Raw genomic sequence first — 26,085 nt, forward strand, 5'->3', positions numbered from 1 at the left:
CCGGCGGAGCGGACGACGCCCCGGTCCCCACCCCCGAGCGGCGGGGTGGGGACCGGGGCGTCGTGGTGCCGGTTCAGTCCGTGTGCGGGGGCGGGACGATGCGGTAGTCGAGCGCGCCCAGGACGGTCTCGGCCCGGGCCCGCAACTCGCTCACGGAGTCGGCGGTCATCGCGAAGCGGATGAAGTAGTTCTCCTGCTCCAGGCTGTGGACCAGGTAGCCGTCGACCAGCTCCGCCTTGATCACGCCCGGCAGTCCGAGCAGGTCGTCCTCCGTGGTGCGCATCTCGACCCGGCCGAGCTCCTCGGCCTCCACGTCGACCCAGCCGACGATCGCCCGGTCGCGAACCGGGCCCAGCCGGTCCAGGGAGAACTCGCCCAGCGCCATGGAGACGACCGCCTCCATCGGGTCGATCCCGCTGACCTCGCGGATCGCCGTGGGGTACATGCCGCCGCCGAACCTGAGGTTGATCTCCACCAGTTCCGTGCGGCCGTCCTCGTCGGACCGGCCCTCGACGTGCAGCCAGTGCTGGTCGAGGCGCAGGTCGGCGCAGAACGCGCTGACCGCCTCGGTCAGGGCGCGCACGCCCGCCCGCACGTGGTCCTGCTGGGGCGGGTGGACCCGCAGCCCCGCGTCGTGGTGCCTGACGTCGTCGTGGTCGGGCTTCTCGACCGCCAGGACCGGGTGGAAGCGGCCGTCCACGACGGGGCCGTCCACGGAGAACTCGACGCCGGGCAGGAACTCCTCGTAGACCATCTCGGTGCCGGAGTGCCCGCCGTCGGCCAGGTGGCGCTGCCAGGCGAGGAGTTCGTCCGGGCCGTCGACCCGGTGGACCAGCCGCGAGGCCGCGGAGTCACGGGCGGGCTTGATGATGGCGGGGAAGAAGTCCACCTCCGCCGGGTCGCCGCAGTAGCGCATGGTGGACAGCCCCAGGGCCCGCATCCGGTCCCTGACCAGCGTCTTGCTGGCCAGCACCTCCAGGCCGGCGCCGGCTCCCGGCAGGCCGTAGTGGGCGGCCAGCGCGTCCTTCCAGGGGATCAGCGCCTCGATCAGGCTGACGACGGCGGTGGGGACGATCCCGCGCTCGTCGAGCCGGGCGACGAGCGCGGGCACGTCCTCGCCGTCCCAGTCCACCAGGACGTGGTCGTCGCAGTCGTCACGGTGGCGGTTGTCCGCGAGTTCGGAGACCAGGACCGACCGCAGGCCGCGGGCCCGCAGCTGTCCGGCGGCGAGGAGGACGCCGCCGGCCTGCCACTTGGAGAGGATGAGTACGGATTTCACGCGCCGCGACCTCCGGGCCGAGTTCCAGGGCTGGTGCAAAGAAGCACCCAGACCAGCACGAGGGTGGCACGGGCGGGTCCGCGCCGGGGTAAGCGAGGTACGTAGCCGAAGGACGGCGAGGTCAACGCGGTGCGTCCCCACGGATGAGCTTGTCGCGGACGCACCCGGCGCCGACCCGGCCGTACCGTCCTTTTCGATGCGGCAGACCGACCGGTACCGCACCGGGACACCACCGGAACCGAGGGTGCGGACCGGTCCCCACCGCCGTCGACACGGCGTTCCGCCCCGGAACAACCGATGGAAAGGAAACCGTCACATGAGCACCATGCTGGCCTGTCCGGAGTGTGAGGACGAGGTGCAGATCAGTCAAACGGCGCGGCTCAACGAGATCGTCGACTGCGCCGGCTGCCGGAGCGAGCTGGAGATCGTGGCGCTGAGCCCGGCCGTCCTCGCCCTCGCACCCGAGGTCGAAGAGGACTGGGGCGAGTAGGCGATCAGGCAGGTGGGCGCGGTGGCGCCCCGGTTCCCCGGCAAGCGGGTCGGCGGTGCGCAGCCGCGACCGGGTCTCCGGCCCGCCAGGAACCTCCGTCCGGGGTTCGTTCCGACTCACAAGGGAAGTAGCTGACGATGCCAACCAGTTCCCGCGCGCGAACGAGGCGCGTGGCGTTCGTCGACGCGTTCTCGATGGGGCGCCACCTCCTGCCCGTGCTGCACCGGCTCGGCATGGAGTGCGTGCACGTCCAGTCGCCGAGCCCCGACGTCCACATGGCCCGGCTGCCGTTCCCCGAGGGCTTCGTGGCCGACATCCGGCACGACGGCGACATCGACGCGACGGCGGCCGCGCTGCGCGAGCAGGAGGTCGCCTGGGTGATCGCGGCCGGCGAGTCGGGCGTCGAGCTGGCCGACCGGCTCTCCGCCGAACTCGGCACTCCCGGCAACGGGATGAGCAGGCCGACGGCCCGCCGCAACAAGTACGACATGGTCCTGGCCCTGCGCGACGCCGGACTGGAGCACGCGGACACCATCGTCTCGTCCGACGCCGACGAGATCGTCGAGTGGGCCGAGAAGACGGCGGGCTACCCGGTCGTCCTGAAGCCGGTCGCCAGCGCCGGCACCGACAACGTCGTGGCGTGTACGTCCGCGGAGCAGGTCCGCGCCGTCCACGAGAAGATCATGACCAGCACCGACCGCCACGCGATGCCCAACACCGTGGTGCTGGCGCAGGAGTTCCTGGACGGGGACGAGTACTTCGTCAACACGGTCAGCCGGGACGGCGGGCACCACACCGTGGAGATCTGGCGGTACTACAAGACCCGCCTGCCCGGCGGCAACATCATCTACGACTACAACGAGCCCCTGGCGCCGGACGATCCGGTCGCCAAGGAGGTGGAGTCCTACGTCCACCGGGTGCTCGACGCCCTGGAGATCAGGAACTGGGCCGGCCACACCGAGGTCATGGTGACCGCCAGGGGGCCGGTGCTGGTCGAGTGCGCCGCACGCTTCGGCGGGGGGCAGGTCCCGGAGATCCTCGACCGCTGCTTCGGCACCAACCAGGTCGACCTGGTCGTGCGGGCGGTGACGGATCCGGACGGGTTCGACCGACTGCCCACCACCGCCTACCGGTTGCTGGAACGCCTGCGTTTCGTCCACCTCGTCAACCCGAGCGAGCGCGGGGTGGTCCCGTCCGAGGAGGCGCTGGCCGCCGTCCGCGGGCTCCCGTCCCACGCCCGCACCGTCCTGTGGCACCCGGAAGGACAGCCGCTGCCCCGGACGATCGACGTCGCGACCCAGGTGGGGTACGTCCTGCTCATCTCCGAGGACCCGGCGCAGCTCGACGCCGACTACCGGAAGCTGCGGGAGATCGAGCGCGACCACCTCTACGCCGAGGGGCCCTGAGGCCCGTCCCCGGTGACCGGGCAGAAGCCGCCGAGTAAGGAGTCACGTTGTCCGACAAAGCCGTACGGTCGAGCGTCGGCGAGCCGCGGTTCCGTGACACCCTGCGCGGCCTGCCCCACCGGGTCTGGATCATCAGCCTCGGCAACCTGATCCTCCAGGTCGGCACCTTCCTGCCGGTGTTCATCGTGCTCTACCTGACCAGGAGCGGCTACTCCGCCGGCTCCGCGGGGCTGGTGCTGGGCGCGTCCGGCCTGGGCAGGGTGCTCGGCAACGTCATCGGCGGCCACCTCACCGACTCCATCGGCCGGCGGCCGGCCATCCTGCTGTCGGTCGTGACCACCTCGGGGCTGACGGCGAGCGTGCCGTTCCTCGGACCGCTCCCGCTGGTCGTCGTGGTGGTCGGTCTCATCGGCGTGGTGTCGCAGATCTACCGGCCGGCCATGGCGGCGGTGCTGGTCGACTGCGTGGCGCCCGGGCAGCGGCTCGCCGCCTTCGGGGTGCTCCGGTTCGCGCAGAACGTCGGCGCGGCGCTGGGCGGCGTGCTCGGCGGCGTGGTGTCGAGCATCTCCTACCGGGGGCTCTTCCTGGTGGAGGCCGCCGTGCTCCTGGTGTTCGGCGCGATCGTGGCGGTGCTGCTGCGGGACGCGCCCGGGGAGGGGTCCGGCTCCGACGAGGCGGCGGAGCCGGCCGTGGCGGAGCCGGCGGTCGGGTACCGGCAGGTGCTCGCCGACCGCACCCTGGTGCGGTTCCTGCTGATGACCGTGTTCTCGATGTTCGTCTACATCCAGACCAGCGTCGGCCTGCCCCTGCACGTCACCGCCGTGGGCCTGAGCGAGCGTGACTTCGGGCTCCTGATGGGGCTCAACGGTCTGCTGGTGGTGCTGCTGGAGCTGCCGCTGATCAGCGTGGTCGCCCGGTACCGGCCGGAGTACGTGCTGGCCGCCGGCAACCTGTTCACGTGCGCCGGGCTCGCGCTGACCGGGTTCACCGACGGGATGGGCCCGCTGGTGGCGACGGTGCTGGTCTGGACGCTCGGCGAGATGGTGTCCTCCTCGATCGTCCAGGCCCACCTGGTGAGCCTGACCCCGCCGGGGCTGGTCGGCCGCTACCAGGGGCTGTACGGCGCCGCGTACACGGTCGGCACGGGCGCCGGCCCGGTGGTCGGCGGAGCCGTGTACGCGAGCAGCCCGGGGGCGCTGTGGATCCTGGTCGCCGTGCTGGGCCTGCTGAGCGTCCAGCTCAGTCTGGGGCTCCGCCGGCCGGCCGCCACGGCGGCTGCGGCCGAGTGACGGCCCCGAGTGACGACCGCCGGGTGACGGCCCCCGGGGCCGGCGAACCGGATTCCTGACCCGGGACCACGTCCCGCCGCACGAAGCGGGCGCGTCCGCACGCACGCGGTGACGCCGCGCCGAGGCATCCCCTTTTCCCGCAAGACCGTCCGCACATCGTCCGCAAACGTCCGCAATGAACAGGAGAAACCAGTGAGCGACTTCACAGGGCTGACCGCGATCGTCACCGGCGGTGCGGGGGCCATCGGCCTCGCCACGGCGAAGATGCTGAAGAGCAGGGGCGCCGACGTCGCCGTGCTCGACCTCAAGCTGGACGGCGTCCCGGACGACATCCTGGGCATCGAGGCCGACGTCACCGACGACGCCCAGGTCGAGGCCGCCGTGGCCGCCGTGGTCGAGCGGTTCGGCCGGCTGGACGTGGTGGTGAACAACGCCGGCGTCGCCGCCGTCGGGAACGTCGCCGAGAACGACGACGAGGAGTGGCGGCGCGTCCTGGACATCAACGTGGTCGGCATGGTCAGGGTCTCCCGGCACGCGCTGCCGCACCTGCGCCGCTCGCCCTCCGCCGCGATCGTCAACACCTGCTCGATCGTCGCCTGGGCCGGCCTGGAGAAGCGGGCCCTCTACTCGACCAGCAAGGGCGCGGTCTACGCGCTCACGCTGGCCATGGCGGCGGACCACGTCCGCGAGGGCATCCGGGTCAACTGCGTCGCCCCCGGCGCGGCGGACTCGCCCTGGGTGACCGGGCAGCTCAGCCGGACGCCGAACCCGGAGGCCGCGCGCGAGGCGATGAACCAGACCCTGCCGATGGGCCGGCTGGTGACGACCGACGAGATCGCCGGCGCGATCGCCTACCTGGCGAGCCCGCTGTCGGGCGCCTCGGTGGGCACGGTGCTCGCCGTGGACGGCGGCATCCACGGCCTGCGGATGCGTCCGTCGGCGCAGCAGCACCTCATCGGCCGATGAGCGTCCGGAACAGACCGTCGGAGCCGAAGGACTGGGGAAGTTCGCATGCCGCTTGATCCGACCATCGCGAGTGTCCGGGACTACCGCGTCGCGACCGGGTTCACGCCGCTCTACACGATGTCCATCGACGAGGCCAGGCGATCGGACGCGGAGACCGAGGCCACGGCCTGGGACTGGCACGAGCAGCCCGAGGAGATCTTCGAGCTGGAGATCGACGGCCCGGCCTGCCGGCTGCCGATCCGGGTGTACCGCCCGCGGAGCGACGGCCCGCTCCCCGTACTGGTGTACTTCTTCGGCGGCGGCTGGGTCGTCGGCTCGCTGGAGACCTCGGACGCGATCTGCCGGGCGCTGGCCAAGCTGACGCCCTGCGTGGTCGTGTCGGTGGGCTACCGGCTCGCGCCCGAGCACCCGTTCCCGGCCGCGACCGACGACTGCTACGCCGGTGTGAAGTGGGTGGCGGAGCACGCCTCCGAGATCGGCGCCGACCCCGCGCGGATCGCCCTCGGCGGGGACAGCTCCGGCGGCAACCTGGCCGCGGCGATGGCCCTGATGGCCAGGGCCGACGACGACGGGCCGCAGATCGCCGCCCAGGTGCTCGTCTACCCGCCGTTCCACAACGCCGCGGACACGCAGTCGATGCGGGACAACCAGGACCCGATGTTCTTCAACGCCCACTCGTCCGCGTGGTTCTGGAGCCAGTACCTCGCCGATCCCGCCGACGGGGACTCCCCGCTGGCCTCGCCGCTCAAGGCGGACGACCTCGGCGGGCTCCCCCCGGCGCTGGTGATGACGGCCGAGTACTGCCCGCTGCACGACGAGGGCGAGGCCTTCGCGGACGCGCTCGCCCGGGCGGGCGTGCCGGTGGACTACCACCGGTACGAGAACCTGACGCACGGCTTCCTGGCCATGTCGGCGATCCTGGAGATCTCCCGGGACGCGATGGACCTGATCGCCGAGTACCTGCGCGAACGGCTGAAGTGACATGGCGCCGGACGAGACCGCAGGCGTGGTCCTGCGCGCGCCCAGGTACGTGCTCGGCGAGACCCCGGTCGACCACACCGACATCGAGGGGTTCGCCGAGTACGTCGACCGGCAGCGGATGGTGCCCGACGCCGGGATGTGGGGCTGGGGGGCGGTCCACCGCACGGAGCTCGACCTGGCCGCCCTCGCCGTACGGACCGGCCGCGAGACCCTGCGCGCGGCCGCCGTCGAGCCGGGCGAGGTCGACGCGCTGGTGCTGTGCTCCAACGCCTTCCCCGCAGAGGTCGAGGCGCACGGCGAGCTGATCGCGTCGGTTCTCGGCGGGTTGGGGCTCGGGCCGGTCCCGGTCACCGGGATCACCCTGAACCGGTGCGCGAACCTGCTCACCGGACTCCAGGCCGCCGCCTCGACGGTCGCCGCGGGCCGGCACCGGACCGTGCTGGTGATCACGACGGACCGGGTGTCCGCCGAGTCCGCGCGGATCGCCGACTTCGCGCTGTTCAGCGACGGCGCGGCCAGTTGCCTGGTCACCCGGCGGTCGGACGGCGCCCCGGAGTCCTACACGTGGGTCGGCGACGCGTACGCCCAGGACCCGGCCACGCTCGGCCGGGGCAACGAGATCAGCGCCGATCTGGCCAGAGCGGCCAATCAGCGGCTGACCGCCGGGACCGGCATCGGGGTCGAGGCGATCGACGGCCTGCTGCACAACAACATCTACCTGCCGATCGTGACGATGAAGGAACTCCAGGCCGGGTTCCGCCAGGCCCAGTTGGACACGTCGAACATCGCCAGGGTCGGGCACTGCTTCGCCGCGGACCCGCTGATCAACCTCGTCGACCGGCAGTCCGCCGGCGCCGTCCGTCCGGGCGGGCTCTACCTGCTGGCGTCCAGCGTGTCCGGGCTGCGGGTGTGCGTCCTGCTGCGCGCGGACTCCGCGGACCCCGCGGCCTGACCGGACGGCCGCGCCGGCGGACCGGCCGTCGCGCATCCACGAAGGAGTCACCGAAGTGCAGAACTTGACCGTCACGGCCCGCGCCGACCAGGGCGGGGCGCAGTGAGCGCCGCACCGGGCGGGCCCGGGACCGCCGGCGTCGACCGGGCCACGCTGGAGTGGCTGCGGACCCTGGTCCGCGAGATCGTGCAGCTGCCCGAGTCCGAGGACGTCGACCGGCGGACCCTGCGTCAGCTCGGCGCCGGATCCCTACAGGTGGTCGCCGTGCAGTTCCGGGTCCTCCAGGAGACCTCGGTCACCGTGGAGATGGGCGAGCTGGTCGGCGAGACACCCGTCGCGGACCTCGCCGCGCTGATCGACGCGCGCCGGCCGGCCGCGTAGTGGGCCCCGGCGGCCGGCCGGGAACGGTCGCGCCGGCCGGGTAAGCGAAATGCGCAAATGCGGAGGACGGAAGTCAACGCATCGCGTCGTCGAAGTGAACCGGCAGCGGACGCCCGGAATACCGGCGCACCCGTATCGTCCATTTCGACGTGGCAGACCGAATTCCCAGCGGGCGTTCGCCGAGGACGTCCGGCTCGACATCCCGTCCGGAGGAGACCGAAAGAATGGAAGAGCCAAACTTTTCGCTCGGCAACGTGCGTGACGACCTGCTCCAGGAAAGCGACGACTGGGACAGGTTCGGCCGGTTCTGGGAGAACCTGCCGCTGGACCCGCACATGGGGGACGGCGGCGTGTACCGGCGCCGCAAGTACTCCGCGATCTCCTACGACCTCGACGCCGACACCGTCCGGGTGGTCGACCAGGAGGGCTTCCTGCAGAGCAAGGAGATCAACAAGCTGAACGGCGGAGTCGTCCGCCGCTTCGAGCCGGTCGACCCGGCGCTGCTGGACACCCCGGTGTTCCGGCGGGTGCTGGCGCACTTCGCCACCCGCATCGAGGAGGCGGCGCCCGACGGCGAACAGGTGCCCAGGGTCCGGCACGTCAACATCCACCAGCACCGCATCGTCGCCACCGAGGGGGAGGCCGGAAACCCGACCCCGGAGGGAATCCACCGGGACGGCGTCGAACACATCGTCATGATGCTGGTCGCGCGACAGGGAATCGCCGGCGGGGTCAGCACGCTCTACGACAACGCCGAGTCGTCGATTCTGAGCCGCACCCTGGCCGACCCGGGCGACTACATATTCCTGGACGACAAGACCTGCCTGCACTCGGTTTCCCCGGTGGAGGTGCTCGCGCCGAATCCGGAAGGGTACCGCGACATGTTCTTCCTGGAATTCTGCTGACGGAGACGGACCCCGTCCCGCGGTAGGCCGGTTCGCGGTAGGCCCGGTCCCACGTCGGGCGGACGCCGGCCTCCGCGACCGGCAGCGTCCACCTCGACGACGTGGCACGGCACAGCGGCGAGGAAGGGGCGCGGCGGCGGATCCGCCCGGCACGGCCGGGCCTCCGCCGCCCGCTCCCTCGACACCGACCCGGTCGACCGGCTGGAGCCCGCTTCCGGGCCGACCACCGAGCCGACCACCCGAGTGAGGATCACGATGAGTCTCTCCGAAGTGTTCGATCCCGGCGTCCTCGCCCTGCCGCTGTACGACGACGCGCACCGCGCCCTCGCCGACGGGATCGTGACGTGGTGCGGGGACCGGGCCGAGGCGTGGGCGGGCCTGGACACCACCGATCCGGCCGCCACCGGCCGGGCCGTGCTCGCCGACCTCGGCCGGTCGGGGTGGCTGAGCCACCTCGACCCCGACCGGCCCGACTCCGACCTCAGGTCCCTGTGTCTGAGGCGCCAGGCCCTGGCGTACCACGAGGACCTGGCCGACTTCGCCTACTCGATCCAGGAGCTCACCGCCGCCGCGATCGCCCGCCACGGCACCGAGGAGCAGCGTCGCCGCCACCTGCCGGGCCTGGCCGCGGGGACCAGTGCGGGGGCGCTGGCCGTCTCCGAGCCCGGCGCGGGGTCCGACCTCGCCGCCGCGGTGCTCGAAGCGACCCCCGACGGGGACGGGTTCGTCCTCAACGGGACCAAGGCGTGGATCGCCCAGGGCGACATCGCCGACGTGTGCGTCGTCCTGGCCCGCACCGGGGACGGCCCGGGCCCGCTGGGCCTGACCACCTTCGTGGTCGACTGCTCAGCCCCCGGCTTCAAGGCCGAGCCCGTCGGGGCGATCGCCCCCCGCTCGTGGGCCGAACTGACGTTCACGGACTTCCGGGTGGGCCCCGAGGCCGTGCTCGGCGAACGCGGCCAGGGCCTCGTGGTCTCCCTCGACGCGCTCGAACGGGCCCGGGCGACGGTGGCCGCCGCGGCGATCGGCTTCGGCAGGCGCGCCTTCCGGCTCGCCCTCGGCCACGCCCGTACCCGCAGGGCCTACGGAGGCCGGCTCGCCGACCTCCAGCTCGTCAAGGCCTCGCTCGCCCGGATGGACGTCAAGCTCTCGGCCGCCTCCCTGCTGACCGCCCGCGCCGCCTGGGCGATGGACGCCGGACTCGACTACGCCAGGCACTCCTCGGCGGCCAAGCTCTACGGCACCGAGGCGGCCGGCGAGATCGTCGACGGCGCCGTCCAGATCTTCGGCGCCGCCGGGATCGTCGCCGGCAGCACGATGGAGCGGCTCTACCGCCAGGTCCGCTCCCTGCGCATCTACGAGGGGGCGTCCGAAGTGATCGAGATGACGATCGCCGACGCCCTGTGAACGACCGGTGCGACCGGCACCGGGACCGAGCCCAACAGCCTGCACCACCACAGGAAGGACCTGACGTGGGACCTGTACCGAAGCCAACGACGGCGTCCGGTGCCGCCGAGCAGCCCAGTCACCTCCGGCTCGTCGGCATCGGGGCGGGCCCGGCCAACCTGAGTCTGGCCGCACTGCTGCACGGTGACCCGGAGCAGCCGAACCTGTTCCTCGACCGCAAGCCGAGCTTCACCTGGCACGACGACCAGCTCATCACCGGCGCGACCCTCCAGGTGTCGATCTTCAAGGACCTGGTGAGCCTGTCCGACCCGACCAACCGCTTCTCGTTCCTGTCGTACCTGCACGAGCACGGCCGGATGTACCACTTCCTCAACGCCCAGTTCGCCGAGGTGCCGCGCACCGAGTTCCGCAACTACCTGGCCTGGGCGGCCGAGACCAACGAGAACGTGGCCTTCTCCGAGACCGTCGAGCGGGTCGACTTCGACGGGGTCTTCCGCGTCACCACCGACCGCCGCCAGGTCACCGCCGACAACATCGCTGTGGGCGTCGGCACGGTCCCGTGGGTGCCCGACTACGCCGTCCCGCACCTGGGCGCCGGCCACCTGCACGTCAGCCAGTACCTGCGGCACGCGAAGGAGCTGGCGGGCAAGCGGGTCGCCGTCATCGGCGGCGGCCAGTCCGGGGCCGAGGCGTTCCTGGACCTGATCTCGCGGTCCGACGCCGAGCGCCCGGCCTGGGTCTCCTGGGTCTCCCGGCGCCGCAACTACTTCCCGATCGACGACTCGACGTTCACCAACGACTTCTACATGCCGGAGTACTCCGAGTACTTCTACCGGCTGTCCGAGTCCAAGCGGGCCGAGCTCAACTCGGCCCACCTGCTGAGCTCGGACGGGATCTCCGAGTCGACCCTCAGGGCGATCTACCAGGTGCTGTACCGGCTCCAGTTCATCGAGCGGGACGAGCACCGGTTCGGGCTGCTGCCCAACCGGAACGTGGTGTCCGCCGACCGCACCGCGAGCGGGGCGTTCGAGGTGATGCTGCGCCACAACGACGAGTCCGGCCAGAGCGAGTGCCTGCCGGTGGACGCGGTGGTGTGGGCGACCGGCTTCCGCCCCGCGCCGAAGACCTTCCTGGAGCCCCTGATGGGCCGCATCGAGACCGAGAACGGCGAGGTCAGGGTCAACGAGGACTTCGCGGTCAGCTGGGACGGCCCGCCGGACCGGAACATCTTCATGCAGAACGCGGTCCGCGGCCAGCGCGGCCTGCCCGACGTGAACCTGAGCCTGAACGCCTGGCGGGCCCAGCGCATCGTCAACTCCCTGCGCGGCAGCACCGCCCCCGAGCTGGCGATGTCGTTCATCGACTGGTCGGCCAAGAGCGGGCGGGGCACCCAGTGGACACGGTAGACCTCGCCGTCGTCGGCGGCGGAGTCATCGGCGCGCTCATCGCCCACGAGGCGGTCGCGGCCTTCCCCGGCCTGTCCGTCGCCGTCCTGGAACGCGGCCTGGTCGGCCAGGGCGCCTCCAGCCGCTCGGCCGGCGTCCACTTCCCGCGCGGTGCGACCGAGCGCGTCCGGTCCATGACCGAGCACTCCCACCGGGTCTGGGAGCGCCTGGCGGCCGAACTCGACCTGCCGATCCGGGAGGTGGCCGCGACGGTCGTCGCCACCGGCGCCGGCGACGCGGTCCCCACCAGCTACCTGCGGCTCGGCGGGGAGACCGCCCCGGCCGACCCGGCCCGCGGCTGGGCGGCTCCGGCCGGTGCCCGCGCCTGGACCCTGGACGGGTGCCACTACGCCGACGTCCAGGCCGTCACCGGCCGGGTCCTGGCCCGGCTGCGCGACCAGGTGGCCGTCCTGGAGGGGGCCGAGGTCACGGCGCTCGCCGCCGAGGACGGGCACCACAGGATCACCCTCGGCCAGGGGCAGGAACTGCTCGCCCGCCGGGTCGTGCTGGCCCCGGGCCCGTGGATCGCGCACCCCGCCTGGGCCGAGCTGCTCGCCCCGTTCGGCCTGCGCGTCAAGAAGGTCGTCGCCACCCACCTCGAATCGGCCCCGGCGCCGGACGCCCCGCTCGCGGTCTTCCACGACGAGGACGCCTTCCTGCTGCCCCTCCACGAGCGCGGCCACTACCTGTTCAGCTACACCTGCGACCGCTGGGACGTCGCCCCCGACGACCTCGAACCCGGGCTGGAGCGCTCCGACCTCGACGACGCCCGGGCCGTCCTGGGCCGCTTCGCGCCCGGGCTGGCGGCCCGGTGCACCTCGGGCCGGGTGTTCTGCGACGCGTACAGCCCGCGCCGCGAACCCGTCGTCGCCGAACTGCGGCCCGGCCTGGTCTTCGCCGGAGCCGCCGGCGGCTCCGGCTACCGCCTGGCCCCCGCCATCGCCGCCGAGACCGTCGCCGCCCTGGACCTCGCACCGGTCCGCACCCTCTCCCAGCCACCGCAGAGGCAGTCATGATCCTGAACCACTACAGCGAGTCCGAACTGACCGCGGCCTTCGGCATCGACATGTCCTCGGTCGAGGGCCTCGGGGTCGGCGCCGGCTGGGGCCGGGTCGCCCCCGGTGCCTCCACCCACACCGACCGGCACGACGAGACCGAGTTCTTCGTCATCGTCGCCGGTACGGGCGAGCTGACCGTCGACGGCCGCACCCATCGGGCCGGGCCCGGCACGGTGGTGCTGTTCGAGCCGTTCGAGTCCCACATCCTCGCCAACACCGGTGACACGGACCTGGTCTTCCTCACCCAGTACTGGCGCGACTCGGCCCGCGCCCGGGTCTCGGCGCAGTCGCGGGTCCGCCCGAACCTCACCGAGCGCCCGCAGTTCGTGTTCTCCACCCCGCCGACTCCCAACGGCGACCTCCACCTCGGCCACCTCTCCGGCCCCTACCTCGGCGCCGACGTCTACGTCCGCTACCAGCGCCTCAACGGCAACCGGGCCTGGCACCTGACCGGCAGCGACGACTTCCAGAGCTACGTCGAGGCCGTCGCGACCCGCGAGGGCACCACCGCGGCCGAGGTCGCCGCCCACTACTCGGCCGAGATCGCCGCGACGCTGAAGGCGATGGACATCGAGGTCCACCAGTACTCCGTCACCAACAAGGACGAGGGCTACGCCGAGGGCCTGCGGCGCTTCTTCTCCCGGCTGGTCGACTCCGGAAGCGTCGGCCCCAGGGCGACGCCCGCGCTCTTCGACGCCGAGACGGGCGCGTACCTCTACGAGGTCAACGTCGGCGGCGCCTGCCCCGGCTGCGCGCACGGCACCAGCGGCAACATCTGCGAGGAGTGCGGCGAGCCCAACCTGGTCGCGGACCTGGTCGACCCGGCCTCCCGGATCAGCGGCACCGCGCCGAAGCAGGACGAGGCCGAGCGCTACACGCTGCCGCTGCACGAGTTCGCCGACGCCGTCGCCGAGCACCACGGGCTCGGCCGCGTCCCGGCCCGCCTGCGCGAGCTGGCCCAGCGGGTCTTCGCCCGCGAGACGCTCGACCTGCCGGTCTCCCACCCCTCCGACTGGGGCGTGCGGCCCGCCGGCGACGACCCGGACGGCCAGGTCATCTGGGTCTGGCCGGAGATGAGCTACGGCTTCCTCCACGGCATCGAGCGGCTCGGCGCCGGACTGGGGGAGGACTGGTCGCGCGAAGTGCCGTCCCCCGACTGGAAGATCGTGCACTTCTTCGGCTACGACAACAGCTTCTACCACTCCATCCTCTACCCGGTCCTGTACCGGCTGGCCTTCCCGGAGTGGAACCCCGACATCGACTACCACGTCAACGAGTTCTACCTGCTCGAAGGCCAGAAGTTCTCCACCAGCCGGCGGCACGCGATCTGGGGCAAGGAGATCCTCACCCCGGACACCGTCGACGCCGTCCGCTACTACCTCTCCGGGACCCGCCCCGAGGGCGAGCGCACGGACTTCCGCCGCGCCGAGTTCGACCGGGCCTGCGCCGACACCCTGGTCGGCCAGTGGCAGGAGTGGCTGACCGGCCTGGGCGAGCGCGTCGACGCCCGGTTCGACGGCGTCGTCCCCGACGCGGGCACCTGGACCGCCGAGCACACCGCCTTCCTGGCCCGGCTGTCGCTGCGGCTCGACGAGGCCACCGCCGCACTCAACCCCGAGGGGTTCTCGCTGCGGTCCGCCGCGGCCGTGCTCGACGGCATCGTCACCGACGTCCGGACCTTCTCCCGCCGGCAGTCCGCCCTGGCCGGGATCGACCGGTGGAGCTCCGAGGCCCGTACCGCCGTCGCCCTCGAACTGGCCGCGGCCCGCCTCCTCGCCACCGTCTCGGCCCCCCTGATGCCGCGCTTCTCGGCCGGACTGGCAGCCGCCCTCGGCATCCCGGCGATCGAGACCTGGCCCGACACGGCCGACCTGGTCGAGCCCGGCAGCCGCTGCACCCTCTCGGGCACCCGCTTCTTCGGCACCGGCTGACCGCCCGAGGAGCCGACCGCCCGAGGAGCCGACCGCCCGAGGAGACCGTGCCCGGCACGGTGCGTGCCATGGCCCACCACATCGCAGCCGCGAAGGACCGGTAGCAGCAATGACCGAATCGATCATCAACCGCATCATCGCCACCAGGCCCTCGCACGACGGCGCCATCACCGTCACCGGCCTGGGCCACCGCACCACCATGCCGCTGGCCGAGTTCCACGACCGGGCCAGGGCCGTCGCCGGAGCCCTGCGCCGCCGGGGCGTCCGCGCGGGCGACCGGATCGGCATCCTCTCGGCCAACCGGCTGGAATGGGTGCTGCTCGACCTCGCCGCCCTCATGCTCAAGGCGCAGACCGCCGGGTTCGAGCCGGGCAAGTTCCGCCCCGACGCCGACCTGGTCGAGCGCTACGGCCTGGACCTGCTCTACACCGACGTCCCGCTGTCCGACGGCTCCCCGGCCGAGGCCGTGTCGATCGCGACCGTCGCCGGCCACGCCGAGGAGGCCGCCGGGGCCGTCGGGGCCGCCGGGGAACCGGCCCCGGAGCGGTGGGCCGCCACGGAGTGCACCACCGTCAAGTTCACCTCCGGCTCCACCGGCGCCCCCAAGGGACTCGAAGCCACCGCCGGCAGCATCGACTCCTCGCTGCGCGCCGTCCAGAGCCTGTTCGAACACCGCCCGGGTGACGACGTCCTGACGTTCCTTCCGCTCTCGCTCCTCCAGCAGCGCTACTGGCTCTACTCGGCGCTGTACTGGGGACACGACATCACCATCACGACCTACCAGTCCGTCTTCGCCGTGATGCCGACCGTGCGCCCCACGGTCGTCATGGGGGTCCCCGCCTTCTTCGACACCGCCAGGCGGCACCTCGAAAGCAGCATCGCCGACGGCGTCGAGCCGGCCAAGGCCGCCGCCGAGCTCTTCGGCGACCGCGTCCGCTACCTGTGGACCGGCTCGGCCCCCGCCGACCAGGCGACGCTCGGGTTCTACACCGGGCTCGGGCTCCCGATCTTCGAGGGCTACGGGCTCAACGAGACCTGCATCACCACCAAGAACCACCCCGGTGCCCACCGGGAGGGCAGCGTGGGCCGGGCGCTGCCCGGCAAGGAGATCGTCATCGACGAGGAGGGCGTCGTCTGCGTCCGCAGCGACCACCCGGTCAACACGGCCTACACGTACGCCGCTCCCGGTGACAGCGAGCGGATGTTCAGGCCCGGCGGCATCGTCCGCACCGGGGACCTCGGGCGCCTCGACGAGGACGGGTTCCTGTACATCCTCGGCCGCGCCGACGACGTCATCGTCCTCGACAACGGCAAGAAGGTCATCGTCAGGCCCGTCGAGACGCGCTTCCGGGACACCGGCGCGGTGGCCGAGTGCGTCCTGTACCACCCCAGCCCGGCCGGACTGGTCGCCGTCGTCTCCCCCCACCCCGGCCCGGTCGACACCGACGCGATCGCCCGGGCGATCGCCCTGGTCAACGCCGCCTCCGAGCCCGACGAGCGGATCTCCCGGGTGATCGTCGCCGACGAGCCCTTCGCCGTCGACAACGGGCTCCTCACCTCCCAGTTCAAGCCGATCCGCAAGCGCATCGCCGACCGCCACCGCGACCGGATCGACGACCCGAAGGCAGGCATCCATGCCCACTGACCTCGACACCCTGGCCCGCGAACAGCTATCCCGGGTGCTGCGCGACCACCCCGATCCGACGGCCCTCGACCCGGCCGAGGACCTCGTCCACACGTACGGGATCACGTCCCTGAACAAGGTCCTGTTCCTGACCTCCCTGTGCCGGGCGGCCGACGTCGGTCTCGACAACTTCACCGAGGACGACCTCGCCGGCATGCGCACCCTCGGTAACGTCGTCGACGCCCTCCGGCGCCACGCCCCCCAGAACGGATGACTTCCTTGAACAGCACCACCTGGAGCCGGCAGGCCTCCGCGCTCCTCGAGAACGAGCACGTCGAACTCCACCCGATCTCGGAGGCCGACCGGGAGCCGCTGCGCAAGATCGCGTTCGACGACCGGATCTGGACGTACTTCGTCTCCCGGGTCGGGAACGACGCCGACTACGAGCGGTTCTTCGACGCCATGCTCGCCGACCAGGCCGCCGGCAGGCGCGCGGTCTACATCGTCGTCGACAAGTGCACCGGCCAGGTCGCCGGGAGCTCCAGCTACGGCAACCTCGCCGAGGCCGACGGGCGCCTGGAGATCGGCTGGTCCTGGCTCGGCGTCGACTTCCAGGGCAAGGGCGTCAACCGGTGGGTCAAGTACCTGCTGCTGCGGCACGCGTTCGACGTCCTGGGCGCCGAGCGCGTCGAGTTCAAGACCGACGTGCTCAACGTGCAGGCCCGCGCCGGACTGCGCAACATCGGCGCGTACGAGGAGGGCGTCATGCGCAGCTTCAACCCGATGCCCGAGGGCCGGCGGCGCGACGCCATCTACTACTCGGTGCTCCGCGCCGAGTGGCTCTCGGTCGGGGAGCAGCTCAGCCGGGCCGGCAAGGCCGTCAACCCGTGCGCGTGAACGGCGCGCCGCTGCTCGAACTGTCCGGCCCGCCGCACACCCGTGGGTTCGCCCACGGGCGCGCGCTGGCCGGACGGCTCCGCGGCTTCCTGGACGACTCGCTCGCCCGCCTCGGCCACCTCAGCGACCGGCCGATGGACCTCGACGCGCTGCGGCCGTCCATCGCCGCCCACCGCGAGGTCGTGGCCACGACGCTGCCCGATCTCGCCGAGGAGGTCGACGGCCTCGCCGCCGGCGCGGGCATCGAGCGCGACGAGGCCTGGCTGCTGCAACTGCGTCGCGAACTCCTGGGCTACAGCCGGGTCACCGCCGGGGACTGCACCACCTACGCCTCGGTCCGCGGCGGGCCGGTGCTGGCCCAGACGGTCGACCTGAACGGGAACCTCGACGACCAGATCGCCGTCCTGGCGGTCTCGGGGCCGCGGCACCGCTCCCTGGTGCTCAGCTTCGCCGGGCTCCTGGGCTACCTCGGTGTCAACGACGCCGGGATCGCCGTCGGCCTCAACCTCGTCCTCGGCGGGGAGTGGGAGCCCGGAGTGCCGCCGTACCTGGCGATCCGTCACGTGCTGGACAGCGCCGACAGCGTCGACCACGCGGTCGAGCTGCTGTGCGGGCTCCCGCTGGCCAGTTCGCGCTCGTTCACGGTGTGCGGAGAGGAACGGGCCGTGTGCGTCGAGTCCCTGGGCCGGGAGCGCAGCGTCCTCGAAGACGCCGATCCGGCGCACACCAACCACTTCCTGGACGCGCGGTTCGCCGGACGGGACGAGATCAACGTCTTCGCCAAGAACTCGTCGCGGCGGCGCCTGGACGCCGTCCGGGAGGCCGGCATCCCGGCCGCGGGCGACACCGCGGGCCATCACCGGCTCCTCTCGACGCCACCGGTCCTGGTGCGCGACAACGGCGACATCCGGCGCGAGCGGACCGTCGCGGCGGTGGTCCTGCGCCCGGACCTGCGGGAGCTCCGGCTCTGGCCGGGCGATCCGTCCACGGTGGCGGAGCAGGTCCACTCCCTGCGGTGACGGCCGGCGTCCGGGCGACGGCACCGGACCCGGAGTAATCGGAGCGTGTAGCCGCGCGGCGGCGACGTCAGTGCGGTGCGTCCTGCGGAATGCGTTTGCCGCGGACGCGAGAGGTACGGCCGGGTACGTAGTTTCCCTGTGACGGATGGTCGGTTCGCAATGGAGGGAGTCGTGGTGGTGGGTCGGAGCATGTCGGCGAGGGGGGTGCGGTCATGATGCGGGTGGCGGTGGTCGGCGCGGCCGGCTACATCGGCGGGGAGCTGCTGCGGCTGTTGCTGGGACACCCCGGGGTCGAGCTGGTGGGCGCGGTCTCGTCCCGCTTCCCCGGCAAGCGGATCGACGGTGTGCACCCGAACCTGCGGTCCTCCACCGATCTGTCGTTCTGCGCGGCCGAGGAGGTCCCGGACTGCGACGCGGTGTTCCTGGCGCTGCCGCACCGGGTGGCGATGACCCAGGTCGAGCAGTGGACCCGGCGCTCCAAGGTCGTCGTCGACCTGACCGGGGACTTCCGGCTCGACGACACCGAGGTCTTCCGGCGCTACTACGGCGAGGAGCACCGGGCCCCGCACCTGCTGGGCGACTTCGTGCCCGGGCTGCCCGAGCTGTACCGCGAGGGCCTGCGCTCCGCGGACCTGATCAGCGTTCCCGGCTGCATGGCCACGGCCGGCGTGCTCGCCCTGTACCCCCTGGTGGCCCGCGGCCTGATCGACCTCGACCGGGGGGCCCAGTTCGACGCCCGCACCGGGTCCAGCGGCTCGGGCGCCACCGCCGGCCCGGCCAACCTGCACGCCGAACGCAGCGGTGCCATGCGGGTGTTCGCGCCGACCGGGCACCGACACGAAGCCGAGATCTCCCGGCACCTCGGCCTGTCGGCCGCGATGACGGCCACCGGCGTCGAGGCGGTCCGCGGCGTCCAGACCATCTGCCACGCCACCCTGCGCCCCGGCGTGGACCTGAAGACCGTGCGCCGGGCCTACCGCGAGCAGTACGCCGGGGAACCCTTCGTCCGCATCGTCGCGCACCAGCGCGGCATCTTCCGCTACCCGGACCCGAAGATCCTGCTGGGGTCCAACTTCTGCGACGTGGGCTACGCCCTCGACGAGGACACCGGCCGGCTGACCACCATCGCCGCGCTGGACAACCTGGTCAAGGGCGGCTCCGGCAACGCCCTTCAGTGTTTCAACATCCGCATGGGACTACCCGAGAACCTCGGCCTGACCTTCCCCGGCCTCCACCCCCTGTAACCCCGGCCAACCGGAGCGACCGTGACCACCAAACCGCTGACCGTCGTCAAATGCGGCGGCAACCCGGCCGTGGACGCCGCGGGCATCTGCGCCGACATCGCCGGCCTCGTCCACGAGGGCCACTCGATCCTCCTCGTCCACGGCGGCTCGGGCGAGATCGGCCGCCTCGCCGGCCGACTCGGCGTCGCCCAACGCACCCTCGTCGCGCCGGACAACGTGTCCGCGCGCTACACCGACCCGGACACCCTCGAAGTGGTCGTCCTCGCCCTGGCGGGCTCGGTCAAGCCCGGACTCGTGGCGGAGCTCTCCCGCCACAAGGTGCCCGCGGTCGGCCTCACCGGCATGGACGGCGGGATGCTCCGCGCCCGCCGGAAGTCCGCCGTCCGCGCCGTCGTCGACGGCCGCACCGTGCTGATCCGCGACAACCACAGCGGCCGGATCGACACGGTCGACACCACGCTCCCCGAGACCCTCCTGCGGGCCGGCTTCGTCCCGGTGCTCTCACCGCCCGCCATCGACGAGAACGACCGGCCCGTCAACGTCGACGCCGACCGCGCCGCGGCGGCCCTGGCCGCCGCCCTCGGCGCGGAGCGGCTCCTGCTGCTCACCGGCGCCCCCGGGGTCCTCGCCGACTCCGGCGACCCGGCCAGCCTGCGGAGCACCCTCGGGATATCCCCGGCGGGCCCGCCCGACCCGTCCGCCACCGGCGGCATGGCGCTCAAGCTCATCGCCGCGCGCGAAGCGCTCGCCGGCGGCGTCGCCACCGTGCGCATCGCGGACGGACGCACCCCCGAACCCGTCAGCCGGGCACTCGCGGGGGCCGGCACCACGGTGCACATCTCCCACGCGGGGACGCCGACCCACAGCTCTCGTGAAAGGGAGATCCGCACATGAGCGAACCGAACGGCACGCCCGCCGAGTGGCAGGGCGGCACGGTCTGGCTGACCGGGCTGCCCAGCGCGGGCAAGACCACCATCGCGACGGGCCTCGCCGGGCGACTGCGCTCCGAGGGGCACCGGGTCCAGGTGCTCGACGGCGACGAGGTCCGCGCCGCCCTCTCCGCCGAGCTGGGCTTCTCGAAGGAGGACCGGGACGTCAACGTGCGGCGGATCGGCTACGTGGCGGCCCTGCTCGCCGAGCACGGCGTCACCGTGCTGGTGCCGGTCATCGCCCCGTACGCGCAGTCCCGCGCGGCGGTCCGCGAGCTGCACGCGGCGCGCGGCGCGCGCTACGCCGAGGTGCACGTGGCGACCCCGCTGGAGGTCTGCGCCGACCGGGACGTCAAGAGCCTCTACGCCAGGCAGGCGGCGGGCGAACTCAGCGGTCTCACCGGCGCGGACGACCCCTACGAGGTGCCGGTCGACCCCGATCTGCGTGTCCACACCCAGGACCAGACCGTCGACGAGTCGGTCCGGCAGGTGCGTGCGCTGCTCACCGCCCGGGGCCTGTCGTGACGGCCCCCGCGCGGCCGGTGGCCGCCGACCGCCCCGGAGACCACGGCCCGCTGCCGGACCCGGCGCCCCCGCTGACGCACCTGGAGGTGCTGGAGGCCGAGGCGGCGCACATCTTCCGCGAGGTGGCGGGGGAGTTCGACCGGTCGACGCTGCTGTTCTCCGGCGGCAAGGACTCGATCGTCATGCTGCACGTGGCGCTCAAGGCGTTCGCCCCGGCCCCGCTGCCGTTCTCCCTGCTGCACGTGGACACCGGCCACAACTTCCCCGAGGTGCTCGCCTACCGCGACCGGATCGTCGGGAAGCACGGCCTGCGGCTCGACGTGGCGTCCGTGCAGGACTACATCGACGCCGGGACGCTGCGCGAGCGGCCGGACGGCACCCGCAACCCGCTCCAGACCGTTCCGCTGCTGGACGCCATCCGGGACGGCCGCTACGGCGCGGTCTTCGGCGGCGGCCGGCGCGACGAGGAGAAGGCGCGCGCCAAGGAGCGGGTGTTCAGCCTGCGGGACGAGTTCGGCGCCTGGGAGCCGCGCAGGCAGCGGCCAGAGCTGTGGCAGCTCTACAACGGCCAGCACCAGGCCGGTGAGCACTTCCGCGTCTTCCCGCTGTCCAACTGGACCGAACTGGACGTCTGGCAGTACATCGAGCACGAGGGCATCGAGCTGCCGGAGATCTACTTCGCGCACTGGCGCAAGGTGTTCCGGCGCGACGGCATGTGGCTGGCGCCCGGCGACTGGGGCGGCCCCAGGGACGGCGAGTCCGTGGTCGACCGTCAGGTCAGGTACCGCACGGTCGGCGACATGTCCTGCACCGGCGCGGTCGACTCGTCCGCCTCGACGGTGGGCGAGGTGATCGCGGAGATCGCCGCGAGCCGGGTGACCGAGCGCGGTGCGAGCAGGGCCGACGACCGGTTGTCCGAGGCAGCCATGGAGGACCGCAAGCGAGAAGGGTACTTCTAGACATGTCAACGGGCGTCGCGGAAGCGGCAGATCAGACGCGCTCCACCGGCCGGCCCTCGGGCGGCCTGCTGAGGCTGGCCACCTGCGGGTCGGTCGACGACGGCAAGTCGACCCTGGTGGGACGGCTGCTCTACGACACCAAGTCGGTCCTCGCCGACCAGGCGCTGGCCATCGAGGAGGTGTCCCGCAGGCGCGGGCAGGACAGCCCCGACCTGGCCCTGCTCACCGACGGCCTGCGGGCGGAGCGGGAACAGGGCATCACCATCGACGTGGCCTACCGCTACTTCGCGACGCCCGCGCGGCGGTTCATCCTCGCGGACACCCCGGGGCACGTGCAGTACACGCGCAACATGGTGACCGGCGCCTCCACCGCCGACCTGGCGGTGATCCTGGTCGACGCGCGCAACGGCGTGGTCGCCCAGACCATGCGGCACGGCGCGATCGCGGCCCTGCTGCGGGTGCCGCACATCGTGCTGGCGGTCAACAAGATGGACGCGGTCGACTTCCGGGAGTCCGTCTTCACCGGGATCGTGGACGAGTTCGGCCGCCGGGCCCGCGAGTTGGGCATCACCGACGTCACCGCCATCCCGATGTCCGCGCTGACCGGCGACAACGTGGTCGAACCGTCGACCAGGATGGACTGGTACGGCGGCGAGACCCTGCTGTCCCACCTGGAGGGCGTGCCGCTCGGAGCGGAGCCGGCCGGCCGGCCGCTGCGGCTGCCGGTGCAGTACGTGGTCCGGCACCCCTCGGGCGACCGGGTGGAGCGCTGGCTGGCCGGTCAGCTCGCCTCCGGGCAGCTCAGGGTGGGCGACCCGGTGGCCGTCCAGCCGTCCGGGGAGACCAGTACGGTGGCCGGCCTCACCGTGCTCGGCAAGGAGGCCGACCGGGTGTGGGCGCCGCAGTCGGTGGCCGTCCGGCTCGCCGACGACGTCGACATCTCCCGGGGCGACATGCTGGCCGCGGGCCCGGCCCCCCGGATCCTGCGGAACATCACCGCGAACCTGTGCCACCTGCACGAGCGCCCGCTGCGCGAGCGGCAGCGCGTCCTGCTCAAGCACACCACCAGGACGGTCCCCGCGGTGGTGGAGCGGATCGACCACCGCATCGACGTCACCGACGCCCGGCGGCTGCCCTGCGAGGACGGACTCTCCGTCAACGACATCGGCGGCGTGCGGATCCGCACCGCCGAGCCGCTCGCCGTCGACGACTACCGGGAGAACCGGCGGACCGGCTCGTTCCTGCTCATCGACCCGCAGGACGGGGCGACGCTCGCCGCCGGGATGATCGAGGCGGCGGAGCGGTAGCCCCGGTCCGCTTCGCCGTCTGCCGCCCGGGTCCCGTGTCCGTACGGGGCCCGGGCGGCCGGATGCCTTGGGCCGGTGCCGGACTCAGCCGACGGTGACGGTCAGCAGGCCGTCGGGCCCGGCGGTGACGGTGACGGCGGCGAGGGTGCCGGCCTGGGCGTCCGGCCGGTGGGGGAGGGCGCGCGGGCCGACGCCGACGACCCGGACGCCGGCGGCCCTGGCGGCGGCGATGCCGGCGCCGGAGTCCTCGAAGGCGAGGCAGTCGGCGGGGGCGAAGCCGAGGGCGGCGGCGCCCTTGAGGAAGCCCTCGGGATCGGGCTTGCTGGCGCCGACGGACTCGGCGGTGACCAGGACGGGCGGCAGCGGCAGGCCGGCGGCGGCCATCCTGACCCGGGCGAGCGGCTGGTCGGCGGAGGTGACCAGGGCGTGCGGGAGGCCGGCCAGCGAGGCGAGGAAGGCGGGCGCACCGGGCACCGGGACGACGCCCTCGGTGTCGGCGCGCTCCTCGGCGAGCATCAGCTCGTTGTCGGCCAGGTTGGCCTCGGCCGGGCGCTCGGGCAGCAGCACGGCCATGGTCGCGTGGCCCTGGCGGCCGTGGGCGACGGCGAGCACCTCGGCGGGGTCCAGGCCGTGCCGCTCGGCCCAGCGGCTCCAGCAGCGCTCGACCACGGCATCGGAGTCGACCAGGGTTCCGTCCATGTCCAGGAGGACGGCGCGGGCGGTCAGCCGGACGGGGGCAGCGGACATGGGACGGCTCCTCGGGGAGAATGGCTGCGGGAGAGCCGGAAACGGAAGCTCTTTGTTTCCCGATGATACAAAAGTTCAGCCGAGCAGGTGGATGTTGACCGCCCGGGCCTCCCCGGCCAGCTCCGGCAGCTCCACCACCTCGACCCCGGCGGCCTCCAGCAGTGTGGTGCCCTGGCAGTCGGTGACGAACAGGTCGGGCTCCCGCCAGGCGACCACCACCCGCGGCACGCCCGCCGCGACGAGCAGCCGGGCGCACGGCACCGGCCGCGAGGCGCGCTGCCCGCAGGGCTCCAGCGAGCTGTAGACGGTCGCCTCGCGCAGCCGCGGGTCGCCCGCGGGCAGCTTGGCCAGGGCCGCCTCCTCGGCGTGGTCGTGCGGGTCCGTCTCCCGGCTGTACCCCTCCGCCAGCACCGTGCCGTCGGCGCCGACGACCACCGCGCCGACCGAGAAGGCCGTCCCGGACGGCGGGCAGCGGCGGGAGAGTTCGACGGCCCGGCGCAGGTGGGCGAGGTCGGTGGACGCGGGCTCGGTCACGGCGCGGGCTCCTTCGGGGCGTACCTGAGCAGGACGACGTCGCCCACCGTACGTGCCCCCAGCAGCCGCATCCGCCGGGCCGGGCCGCCAGGGAACGCGGCCGGGCGGACGAACCGGGGAGCCTCGGCCTGGCCGACCAGCAGCGGGGCGACGGCGAGCTGGAGCTCGTCCGCCAGGCCCTGGGCCAGGAACTGGGTGTGCACGCCCCCGCCGCCCTCGACCATCAGCCGGCGCACCCCGCGCGCGCCCAGGTCGTCCAGCACCGCGCCGAGGTCCACCGCGCCGCCGAGCGCGACCACCTCGGCCAGTCCGTCCAGCCGGGGGCGCAGCGCCGCGGCCCCGGCGTCCGTGGTGTAGGCGAGCTTGGCGCCGCCGGTGTGCCAGAACCGCAGGCCGCCGTCGAGTGAGCCGCTGGCGCTGAGCGTCACCTTCAGCGGGTGCTCGGGCCGGCCGGCCGCCAGCCGGGCGGCCCGGCGCCCGGGGTCGGCGACCAGCAGCCGGGGGTTGTCGGCGCGCAGGGTGTTGCCGCCGACCAGGATCGCGTCGGCGGCCGCGCGCTCCTCGTCCACCCGGTCGAAGTCGGCGGCGCCGGAGAGCAGCAGCCGGTCGGGGGAGGCGTCGTCGAGGTGGCCGTCGAGCGAGACGGCGGCGCTCAGCAGGACGAAGGGGCGCTGGCCGGGCATGGGCGGGGACCGTTCTGTCGGGGGCGCCTCCACGGTACGGCCGGCCGGTCCCGCCCCGGCGCCCAGCATTCGACATCTGAGACAGATCTTCTCGGGATACGGGACGGGGAGTAGCGTCGAGGGCGTCGCGGAACATCGGAGCCGACCACGCCCAGGGGGACCTCATGACCGGACCGCAGCCCGCCGCCGTCTACACCCACGGCCACCAGGAGGCCGTGCTGCGCTCGCACCGCTCCCGCACCGCCGCCGACTCGGCCGGCTACCTGCTGCCCGGACTGCGGCCCGGGCAGTCCCTGCTGGACGTCGGCTGCGGGCCGGGCACGATCACCGCGGACCTGGCCGGGCTGGTCGGCCCCCAGGGGCGGGTGGTGGCGGTGGACACCTCCGCCGAGGTGCTGGAGCAGGCCGTCGGGTACGTCGCCGGGCGGGGCCTGTCCAACGTCGTCTTCGAGCGCGCCGACGTGCACCGGCTGCCGTACCGGGACGGCGAGTTCGACGTCGTGCACGCCCACCAGGTGCTACAGCACGTGGCCGACCCGGTGGCCGCGCTGCGCGAGCTGCGGCGGGTGACGGCGCCGGGCGGGGTGGTCGCGGCCCGGGACGTCGACTACGCCTCGATGACCTGGTTCCCCGAGGTGCCCGCGCTGGACCGGTGGCTGGAGCTGTACCGGCGGACCGCCCGCGCCAACGGCGGCGAGCCGGACGCCGGCCGGCGGCTGCTGTCCTGGGCCAGGGCGGCCGGCTTCACCGAGGTCACCGCGAGCGCCACCACCTGGACGTACGCGACGCCCGGGCAGCGCGCCTGGTGGGGCGGGATGTGGGCGGACCGGGTCACCGGCACCGCGCTGGGCCGGACGGCGGTCGAGCGGGGCTTCGCGGAGCCGGACGAGCTGGACCGGATCGCGGCCGGCTGGCGGGAGTGGAGCGACGCCGGGGACGGCTGGTTCTCGATGCTGCACGGGGAGGTCCTGGCCCGGGGCTGAGCGGGCGGACGGCGGGCCGGGGAGGACGGGCAGGCGTTCGGAAAGATCGGGTAAAGTCGCGCGACCGTTCAGATCGGGCCCGTTCGGGTCCGAGCCATGGTGCCGAGTGCCGAGCCGAGTGCCCGCCGCGGCGGGTTGGGGGAG

24 protein-coding genes and 1 pseudogene are annotated in these 26,085 nt (G+C 73.1%); 22 read left to right on the forward strand and 3 right to left on the reverse strand.

All coding sequences use genetic code 11. The features are described from left to right. Window positions 1–73: 73 nt before the first annotated feature. Window positions 74–1,279, reverse strand: coding sequence for an acetyl-CoA carboxylase biotin carboxylase subunit family protein (locus ACIQOW_RS11970; RefSeq protein ID WP_401083162.1), 1,206 nt, complete (start codon window positions 1,277–1,279; stop codon window positions 74–76). Window positions 1,280–1,595: 316 nt separating this feature from the next. Here ACIQOW_RS11970 and ACIQOW_RS11975 point away from each other — a divergent pair, with 316 nt between their 5' ends. The 21 genes from ACIQOW_RS11975 (at window position 1,596) to ACIQOW_RS12075 (ending at window position 22,994) form a co-directional block, all read left to right on the forward strand. Next, a complete protein-coding gene (locus tag ACIQOW_RS11975; protein WP_223243763.1) occupies window positions 1,596–1,769 on the forward strand; it encodes a lysine biosynthesis protein LysW in 174 nt (57 codons plus the stop codon). Window positions 1,770–1,939: 170 nt separating this feature from the next. Further along, on the forward strand, window positions 1,940–3,175 hold the full coding sequence (locus ACIQOW_RS11980; protein WP_401083165.1) for an ATP-grasp domain-containing protein: 1,236 nt from the start codon (window positions 1,940–1,942) through the stop codon (window positions 3,173–3,175). Between the two features lie 47 nt (window positions 3,176–3,222). Next, on the forward strand, window positions 3,223–4,464 hold the full coding sequence (locus tag ACIQOW_RS11985; protein WP_401083168.1) for an MFS transporter: 1,242 nt from the start codon (window positions 3,223–3,225) through the stop codon (window positions 4,462–4,464). 192 nt (window positions 4,465–4,656) lie between these two features. Continuing rightward, window positions 4,657–5,430, forward strand: coding sequence for an SDR family NAD(P)-dependent oxidoreductase (locus ACIQOW_RS11990; protein WP_188294961.1), 774 nt, complete (start codon window positions 4,657–4,659; stop codon window positions 5,428–5,430). Between the two features lie 45 nt (window positions 5,431–5,475). Continuing rightward, window positions 5,476–6,411: an alpha/beta hydrolase gene (locus tag ACIQOW_RS11995; protein ID WP_401083172.1), complete on the forward strand. Its 936-nt coding sequence runs from the start codon at window positions 5,476–5,478 to the stop codon at window positions 6,409–6,411. A gap of 1 nt (window position 6,412) precedes the next feature. After that, window positions 6,413–7,363 carry a 3-oxoacyl-ACP synthase gene (locus tag ACIQOW_RS12000; RefSeq protein WP_401083175.1) on the forward strand — a complete coding sequence of 317 codons (951 nt, stop codon included), beginning with the start codon at window positions 6,413–6,415 and terminating at the stop codon, window positions 7,361–7,363. Window positions 7,364–7,465: 102 nt separating this feature from the next. Continuing rightward, window positions 7,466–7,744 (forward strand): acyl carrier protein, encoded by a 279-nt coding sequence (locus ACIQOW_RS12005; RefSeq protein ID WP_188294958.1) that lies wholly within the window; start codon window positions 7,466–7,468, stop codon window positions 7,742–7,744. A 224-nt stretch (window positions 7,745–7,968) separates the two neighbouring features. After that, window positions 7,969–8,649, forward strand: coding sequence for a 2OG-Fe dioxygenase family protein (locus tag ACIQOW_RS12010; protein WP_401083178.1), 681 nt, complete (start codon window positions 7,969–7,971; stop codon window positions 8,647–8,649). 255 nt (window positions 8,650–8,904) lie between these two features. Then, on the forward strand, window positions 8,905–10,056 hold the full coding sequence (locus ACIQOW_RS12015) for an acyl-CoA dehydrogenase family protein (protein ID WP_401083181.1): 1,152 nt from the start codon (window positions 8,905–8,907) through the stop codon (window positions 10,054–10,056). Window positions 10,057–10,121: 65 nt separating this feature from the next. Beyond that, entirely contained in the window at window positions 10,122–11,462 is a 1,341-nt protein-coding gene (locus tag ACIQOW_RS12020) for a lysine N(6)-hydroxylase/L-ornithine N(5)-oxygenase family protein (protein WP_401083184.1), read from the forward strand. After that, window positions 11,450–12,517 (forward strand): NAD(P)/FAD-dependent oxidoreductase, encoded by a 1,068-nt coding sequence (locus ACIQOW_RS12025; protein WP_401083187.1) that lies wholly within the window; start codon window positions 11,450–11,452, stop codon window positions 12,515–12,517. Before ACIQOW_RS12020 ends, ACIQOW_RS12025 begins: the two co-directional genes overlap by 13 nt. Beyond that, window positions 12,514–14,490 carry a class I tRNA ligase family protein gene (locus ACIQOW_RS12030; RefSeq protein ID WP_401083190.1) on the forward strand — a complete coding sequence of 659 codons (1,977 nt, stop codon included), beginning with the start codon at window positions 12,514–12,516 and terminating at the stop codon, window positions 14,488–14,490. Before ACIQOW_RS12025 ends, ACIQOW_RS12030 begins: the two co-directional genes overlap by 4 nt. Before the next feature lie 109 nt (window positions 14,491–14,599). Continuing rightward, on the forward strand, window positions 14,600–16,135 hold the full coding sequence (locus ACIQOW_RS12035) for an AMP-binding protein (protein ID WP_401083193.1): 1,536 nt from the start codon (window positions 14,600–14,602) through the stop codon (window positions 16,133–16,135). Beyond that, on the forward strand, window positions 16,125–16,388 hold the full coding sequence (locus ACIQOW_RS12040; protein WP_401083196.1) for an acyl carrier protein: 264 nt from the start codon (window positions 16,125–16,127) through the stop codon (window positions 16,386–16,388). Before ACIQOW_RS12035 ends, ACIQOW_RS12040 begins: the two co-directional genes overlap by 11 nt. A 5-nt stretch (window positions 16,389–16,393) precedes the next feature. After that, window positions 16,394–17,011 (forward strand): GNAT family N-acetyltransferase, encoded by a 618-nt coding sequence (locus ACIQOW_RS12045; protein ID WP_401083199.1) that lies wholly within the window; start codon window positions 16,394–16,396, stop codon window positions 17,009–17,011. Next, window positions 17,002–18,030: a C45 family autoproteolytic acyltransferase/hydolase gene (locus ACIQOW_RS12050; RefSeq protein WP_401083202.1), complete on the forward strand. Its 1,029-nt coding sequence runs from the start codon at window positions 17,002–17,004 to the stop codon at window positions 18,028–18,030. Before ACIQOW_RS12045 ends, ACIQOW_RS12050 begins: the two co-directional genes overlap by 10 nt. Before the next feature lie 212 nt (window positions 18,031–18,242). Continuing rightward, window positions 18,243–19,274 carry an N-acetyl-gamma-glutamyl-phosphate reductase gene (gene argC / locus ACIQOW_RS12055; protein WP_401083205.1) on the forward strand — a complete coding sequence of 344 codons (1,032 nt, stop codon included), beginning with the start codon at window positions 18,243–18,245 and terminating at the stop codon, window positions 19,272–19,274. A 21-nt stretch (window positions 19,275–19,295) separates the two neighbouring features. Then, window positions 19,296–20,168: a [LysW]-aminoadipate kinase gene (locus tag ACIQOW_RS12060; protein ID WP_401083208.1), complete on the forward strand. Its 873-nt coding sequence runs from the start codon at window positions 19,296–19,298 to the stop codon at window positions 20,166–20,168. Beyond that, window positions 20,165–20,728, forward strand: coding sequence for an adenylyl-sulfate kinase (cysC, locus tag ACIQOW_RS12065; RefSeq protein ID WP_401083211.1), 564 nt, complete (start codon window positions 20,165–20,167; stop codon window positions 20,726–20,728). Before ACIQOW_RS12060 ends, cysC begins: the two co-directional genes overlap by 4 nt. A 17-nt stretch (window positions 20,729–20,745) precedes the next feature. Further along, window positions 20,746–21,687 carry a sulfate adenylyltransferase subunit CysD gene (gene cysD, locus ACIQOW_RS12070; RefSeq protein WP_401083729.1) on the forward strand — a complete coding sequence of 314 codons (942 nt, stop codon included), beginning with the start codon at window positions 20,746–20,748 and terminating at the stop codon, window positions 21,685–21,687. Between the two features lie 2 nt (window positions 21,688–21,689). Next, complete coding sequence (locus ACIQOW_RS12075; protein WP_401083214.1) at window positions 21,690–22,994, forward strand: sulfate adenylyltransferase subunit 1; 1,305 nt, start codon at window positions 21,690–21,692, stop codon at window positions 22,992–22,994. An 84-nt stretch (window positions 22,995–23,078) separates the two neighbouring features. On the opposite strand, the gene ACIQOW_RS12080 is transcribed toward ACIQOW_RS12075, so the two are convergent. Together ACIQOW_RS12080 and ACIQOW_RS12085 are read right to left on the reverse strand one after the other, a co-directional pair. Further along, window positions 23,079–23,741, reverse strand: coding sequence for an HAD-IA family hydrolase (locus ACIQOW_RS12080; protein ID WP_401083217.1), 663 nt, complete (start codon window positions 23,739–23,741; stop codon window positions 23,079–23,081). A gap of 75 nt (window positions 23,742–23,816) precedes the next feature. Further along, window positions 23,817–24,958: pseudogene (locus ACIQOW_RS12085) on the reverse strand (dihydrofolate reductase family protein). A 164-nt stretch (window positions 24,959–25,122) separates the two neighbouring features. Here ACIQOW_RS12085 and ACIQOW_RS12090 point away from each other — a divergent pair. Further along, window positions 25,123–25,941, forward strand: a complete 819-nt coding sequence (locus ACIQOW_RS12090; RefSeq protein ID WP_401083219.1) for a methyltransferase domain-containing protein — start codon at window positions 25,123–25,125, stop codon at window positions 25,939–25,941. The last annotated feature ends 144 nt before the right edge of the window (window positions 25,942–26,085 follow it).

The sequence above is a fragment of the Kitasatospora sp. NPDC091335 genome, assembly GCF_044757205.1.
Classification (GTDB): domain Bacteria; phylum Actinomycetota; class Actinomycetes; order Streptomycetales; family Streptomycetaceae; genus Kitasatospora.